We start from the raw sequence: 5,389 nt of genomic DNA on the forward strand, positions 1-5,389 counted from the left end.
TGGGTTCGCGGATGTATCGCACCGGTGATGTGGTGCGGTGGAATGCTTCGGGTGCGTTGGAGTATGTGGGGCGTAGCGATTTTCAGGTGAAGGTGCGTGGTTTCCGGATCGAGTTGGGTGAGATCGATTCGGTGTTGGCTGCGGTTGCGGGTGTCGATTTCGTGGTGACCATCGGACGTGAGTCTGCTGCTGGGTCGACGGTGTTGGTGTCGTATGTGTTGCCGGTGGCCGGTAGCAGTGTCGAGGCGGGTGCTCTGCGTGAGCATGTCGGTTCGGTGTTGCCTGCTCATATGGTGCCGTCGGCGTTCGTGATGTTGGAGTCGATTCCGCTGACCCCGGCAGGCAAACTCGACCGCACCGCACTACCCGAACCCGAACTCGGTTCGCAGGGTGCATACGAGGCCGCGGAGACGGAATACGAGGCCGCGGTCGCGGCGGTGTTCTGCGACGTGTTGGAGGTCGATCGGGTCGGCGTGACCGACAGCTTCTTCGATCTCGGCGGAAACTCCCTTGTGGCAACGCGTTTGGTTGCACGAGTCAACTCTGCTCTCGGAACAGATCTGAAGGTTCTGGACCTGTTCGAGGCGTCGACGATTCGCACTCTGGCAGAACGGGCCGAATCCAAGGGCGCATCGTTGCATCGCCGTCCGGCACTGGTCGCCGTGGATCGGCCCGATTCCGTCCCGCTGTCTCTCGCGCAGCAGCGGATGTGGTTCATCAACCAGTTCGACGTGTCCTCTCCCGCGTACAACATTCCCCTCACCGTCCGGTTGACGGGCCGTCTGGACGTGGACGCGATGTCGGCGGCCGTCGGTGACGTCCTGTCCCGACACGAATCGCTCCGCACGGTGTTCCCGACGGTGGGCGACCTACCGAACCAGGTCATCGCTCCGGTCGAGGACGTCACCGGATCGAACCTCCCACTCCATCTGGTCGATGCCGACGCAGCAGCGGTCGAGACTCTCGTATACGCCGCTGCTACAACAGGATTCGACGTCACGGTCGATCTTCCCTTCCGGGCGGTGCTGTACCGAACCGGCCCGGAGAGTTTCGTACTCTCCATCGTCGTCCATCACATTGCGGCGGACGGTGCTTCGATGGCACCGCTGGCCCGAGACGTGATGGTCGCCTACGGTGCACGATCTGCTGGTTCGGCTCCGATGTGGGAGCCCCTGGCCGTGCAGTACGCAGACTTCGCGCTGTGGCAGCATGACGTTCTCGGTGACGAGAAAGACCCCACCTCGGTGGCATCGCGCCAGATCGACTTCTGGCAATCGGCGCTGGCCGACCTGCCCGACGTGTTGCCCATGCCGCACGATCGGCCACGCCCGACTCAGCAGTCGATGCGCGGCAGCGTCACTCCGTTCACGATTCCCGCCGACGTCGCTGCTCGGTTGTCCTCGGTCGCTGCCGCACACGAGTCGACGCTGTTCATGGTCGTGCACTCCGCACTTGCAGTGCTGCTCGCGCGTCTGAGCGGCACCCAGGACATTGCCATCGGCACTCCGATCGCCGGACGAGGCGACGCAGCGCTCGACGATCTCGTCGGCATGTTCGTGGGAACGCTGGTGCTGCGGACGCAGGTCGAGCCGCAGGCGACGTTCGCTGAACTGCTCGCCGACACCCGCCGGTCCGATCTGGCGGCCTTCGACAACACCGACATCCCGTTCGAGCGTCTCGTCGACGTTCTCGACCCGGCGAGGTCGACCGATCATTCACCGCTGTTCCAGGTTCTTCTCGAGTTCCAGAACAACGCGTCGGCGACACTCGAGTTGCCCGATCTCACTGTCGACTTCCAGGAGATCAGCACCGACACAGCGAAGTTCGATCTGCAGCTCCGCGTGGATCAGGAACCCGTCGACGAGTCGGGTGACCTGTCGGCTGCGTTCACCTACGCCACAGATCTCTTCGATGCAGAAACGATCGACCGATTCGTCGATCGTTTCCTCCGGATCGTGTCGACCATCGGCGCGACGACGGACATTCGCACCGGCGACATCGACATTCTGTCCGCTGCGGAGCGGGAACTGGTCCTGTTCGAGTGGAACGACACCGCACGGCAGATCGAATCCCCGGTTCATCACCAGATCCCGGCCGGCGACGTCGAGATGACGCTCAGCGCCCTCTTCGACCGACAGGTGCTGCGCAGTCCGTATTCGACCGCGCTCGTGTTCGAGGACGAACACATCACCTACCTCGAACTGGACGAGCGCGCCAATCAGTTGGCGCGGCACCTCATCTCGCTCGGCGTGGCACCCGAGTCCCACGTCGGGCTGGCGATCCGCCGATCGATCGACTTGCTCGTCGGCATGTACGCCATCGTCAAGGCCGGCGGTGCCTACGTTCCGATCGATCCCGATCATCCGGTCGAACGGTCGTCCTACGTACTGTCCAGCGCTCAGCCGGTGTGCATCCTCACCACGAGCCGCGACTGGATCAACATTCCGGTCGCCACTCCGGTGCTCGCAGTCGATTTGCTGGACGTCTCCGATCGCGATCGCTCCTCGGTCACCGACTCGGACCGTCTGGGAAGTCTGCACGGCTCGAACACCGCGTACGTGATCTACACCTCCGGTTCGACCGGCCGCCCCAAGGGCGTTGCCGTGACCCACTCGGCGATCGTGAACCGGTTGCTGTGGATGCAGCACGAGTACCACCTCGAGCCGGCCGACACCGTTCTGCAGAAGACCCCAGCAACGTTCGACGTCTCGGTCTGGGAATTCTTCTGGCCCTTGCAGGTAGGTGCCAAGCTGGTGGTGGCCGAACCGGACGGCCACCGCGATCCGGCGTACCTGTCCCGCATCATCGCGGACGAGCACATCACCACGGCGCACTTCGTACCGTCGATGCTCGCGGTGTTCGCAGCGGGAGCGCGAGCCGCCGAATGCGTCTCGCTGCGGCTGGTGTTCTGCAGTGGCGAGGCACTTCCGCCCGCCACAGCGGCGCAGTTCGCACAGTTCTCCCTCGCCGAGCTGCACAACCTCTACGGGCCGACCGAAGCCGCCGTCGACGTCAGCTACTACCACGTGACCGGTCGCGACGCGGTGTCCATTCCCATCGGCGCACCCGTATGGAACACCCGGTTGTACGTTCTCGACGCCTCGTTGCGACCGGCCCCGATCGGTGCTCCGGGCGAGCTGTATCTAGCGGGTGTACAACTCGCGCGTGGTTACGTCGGCCGCGGCGACCTCACGGCGGATCGCTTCGTCGCAGATCCGTTCGGCGATCCGGGCGAGCGGCTCTACCGCACAGGCGATCTGGTGCGCTGGCGCGCCGACGGCGAGCTGGAATACATCGGCCGTACCGACTTCCAGGTCAAGCTGCGCGGCCTCCGCATCGAGCTGCCCGAGATCGAAGCAGTGCTGCTCAGATCCGAGTCGGTTGCGCAGGCGATCGCGTTGGTGCACAAGGACCCGAACACCGGTGAGACGCTCGTGGCCTATGTCGTCGGCGCGCACGGTTCTGCTGTCGACCCCGCAATCCTGACGGCCGAAGCTGCACGTCGTCTCCCGGGGTACATGGTGCCCTCACACGTGGTGGTGCTCGACTCGCTGCCCGTCAATGCGAGCGGCAAGCTCGATCGCAAGGCATTGCCCGCGCCCGAGTTCACCGTCGCCGCTTCGGAATTCTTCGCGCCCGAGAACCCCGTCGAAGAGATCGTCGCCGGTGTCTTCGGCGACCTACTCGGTATATCTCAGGTCAGCGTCACCTCGAGCTTCTTCGAGATCGGTGGCAACTCGCTGATCGCGATGCGCCTGGTCGCGCGGGTCAATGCAGCACTCGGCACCGACATCGGCATCAGAGATCTGTTCGACGCGCCCACCGTGCGGGCCTTGTCCGCAGGCATCGACATCGGCGAGCACGACGCTGCCGCCGCTCCTCGGCTGGTCCCGCAGGAGCGGCCGGATGTCGTGCCGCTCTCGCTGGCGCAGCAGCGGATGTGGTTCATCAACCAGTACGACACCACGTCGGCTGCGTACAACGTCGCGTTCGCCATGCGGCTGAGCGGTGTCCTCGACGTCGACGCGATGCATTCGGCCATCGGCGACGTGCTGTCCCGCCACGAGTCGCTGCGCACGATGTTCCCGCTGACCGACGGCGGCCCCGTTCAGACAATCCTCGACGTGGCGTCGGCACTGCCGGATCTGACACCGATTCATGCGGCCGACGAGCGACACCTGCACGAGTTGATCGGTGAGGCAGCAGGTTCGGGCTTCGACGTGGTGGCCGACGTTCCGCTGCGAGTCCGACTGATTCGGGTCGGCGAGCACGAGCACGTGCTCGTCCTCGTGGTGCACCACATCTCCTCCGACGGGTTCTCGAGCGCCCCGCTGGCCAGAGACCTGATGGTGGCCTACAGCGCCCGGGCCGCAGGACACGCACCCGGCCAGGAACCGTTGCCGGTGCAGTACGCCGACTACGCACTGTGGCAGCGCCGGTTCCTCGGCGAGGAGTCCGACCCCGAGTCGTTGATGGCCAAGCAGGTCGCCTTCTGGGTCGACACGTTGTCCGGCAGCCCCGAGGTGCTGACTCTGCCGACCGATCGCTCGCGACCTGCGGTGGCGTCCCTGCGCGGCGACACCGTCTCGTTCGAGATCGACGCCGCGATCCATGCTCGTCTCGCTACCGTTGCCGCCGAGCACAATTCGAGTTCGTTCATGATCGTGCACGCGGCTCTGGCGGTGCTCCTGGCCCGCCTTTCGGGTAGCGAGGACATTTCGGTGGGAACGCCGATCTCGGGCCGCGGCGACGCCGCCCTCGACGAACTCGTCGGCATGTTCGTCAACACCCTCGTTCTGCGTACCCAGGTGTCCGGCTCGACTCGATTCGAGGACCTGCTCTCGGACGTGCGCACCGTCGACCTCGCTGCGTTCACTCATTCGGACGTCCCGTTCGAGCGCGTCGTCGATGCGGTCGATCCGGCGAGATCGACTGCCCATGCTCCGCTGTTCCAGGTGATGCTCGAGTTCCAGCAGACCGACCGTCCTACGGTGACGTTGCCGGGTCTGTCGATCGAGGGCATCGAACTTCCCAACGACATTTCCAACTTCGACCTGCAGCTGACGGTCGCCGAGGAATTCGACAAGTCCGGAACCCCACTGGGCATCGGTGCCGGCTTCCGTTACGCCACAGAACTGTTCGACGCAGACACAATCCGAGTGCTCGCCGATCGCCTGATCCGGATCCTCGATACCGTGACGGCAACGCCGTCCATCCAGGTCGGTGACATCGAGATTCTGTCGAGCAACGAGTACGACTCCTTGGCTCCGGTTCGTGGTCCGCGGTCTGTGGTGGGTGTGGTGTTGCCGGAGTTGTTGGCTGGTGCTGTGGGTGTGGCCGGTGTCGGTGGTGTTGCGGTGGTGTCGGGTTCGCGGGTTGTTTCTTATGG

General features: G+C 64.6%; 1 protein-coding gene. It reads left to right on the top strand.

Annotated features, from left to right (window positions below; genetic code table 11):
• Nucleotides 1-11: 11 nt before the first annotated feature.
• Nucleotides 12-5,389, top strand: a 5,378-nt coding sequence (locus MTX35_RS25120) for a non-ribosomal peptide synthetase (RefSeq protein ID WP_243597461.1), incomplete at its 3' end; no start/stop codon positions are given.

It is taken from the genome of Rhodococcus sp. ARC_M12, assembly GCF_022810385.1.
In the GTDB taxonomy this organism is placed as follows: domain Bacteria; phylum Actinomycetota; class Actinomycetes; order Mycobacteriales; family Mycobacteriaceae; genus Rhodococcoides; species Rhodococcoides navarretei.